Below are 1030 nucleotides of genomic sequence, written 5' to 3'. Positions count from 1 at the left end.
TACGCCGCCCTTGGACTGGCGCCTATGTGCCGCCCCTCAAGTGGCGCCCTTATGCCGACCCCGCATTGGCTCCATAGCGCCGCCCCGTGACACGCGGCTTTGATTCGCTGCGATTGATGTCTTCGATGCGGCGTAGCGCAGCCTCAATTTTGTCGGTAGCGATGCGTCTACTTTCGGTCGCGGCCTTCGTCACCTTCGACTCCAGCTTGCGCTCGGCTTCCGTAAATCTCGTTCGCTGCTTGAAGAGGTCTTGCTCCAGTTTCGTCCTCTGTTCCGCGCGCGTCTTTTCGATGAGTTGACGTATCTCGCGTTCGCCATCCGTCTGCGGGTCGAGGAAAGCATCGTCGAGCGCTTTCGGTGTCTTGGCGCCGCTCCCTTCGGCCTGCAGGAAATAGAGACGTGCGAACTCGGCGATGTCCATGTGCGCACCGAAGGTCCGTACGTACCGGCGGTAGTCCGCCCAGATTTGAGCCGAGTAGCACATGCGTCATCTCCACTGGTTGATGCGGTTGCCCGCTCAATCACCTGCGTTGACTGCATCGTATGTCGGTCCCGATGCATGACCCGGCGCACCCACGGCAGAAGTGCCGGTTGAGCACGCTGCCGTCGACTCGCCAGCTCCTGACTGTCGCATCCGACCTGGTGCCTACCGTCAGACCGTTCTCGCTCGCGAAAAACGTCGGCTCGCCCGCCTTGCCGCGCGCGACCGCTTCATCAATAGTCGCATCCCCAAACGCGCGACGCAATTCGGCCACGAACGCCGCTATCTCCGGCATCGGATGCTTGCGCACAGGCATATCCATCATCGTCTTCCGTCGTAATCAAAAAGGGACGTTTCACGAAGCAGGTTTTTGATATACGATACTGTACATCCATACAGTATTTTTGCAATATGGCCGCCTTGCCCCAACACGTCGAGTCGATTCACCCAGCGATTTGGACCTATACCCGTGGAGTACATAGTTTGAGGGCGAAAAGCGTGAAAGCGTTCTGCGGTGGGGTCGCCAAGGACTCTCCGTTTCGATGTATG

The 1030-nt window shown here is 58.7% G+C and carries 1 protein-coding gene and 1 pseudogene; both read right to left on the bottom strand.

The genetic code is table 11. The features are described 5' to 3' along the window. Nucleotides 1-97 precede the first annotated feature (97 nt). Nucleotides 98-484, bottom strand: a pseudogene (locus DFS13_RS39730) (hypothetical protein); the annotation flags it as partial. 37 nt (nucleotides 485-521) lie between these two features. Then, complete coding sequence (locus DFS13_RS41125; protein WP_039364595.1) at nucleotides 522-803, bottom strand: hypothetical protein; 282 nt, start codon at nucleotides 801-803, stop codon at nucleotides 522-524. Nucleotides 804-1030: the final 227 nt, after the last annotated feature.

The organism is Burkholderia sp. 28_3, assembly GCF_003253915.1.
Taxonomy (GTDB): Bacteria; Pseudomonadota; Gammaproteobacteria; order Burkholderiales; family Burkholderiaceae; genus Burkholderia; species Burkholderia cenocepacia.
This window is presented reverse-complemented; position numbering and strand designations above follow the sequence as displayed.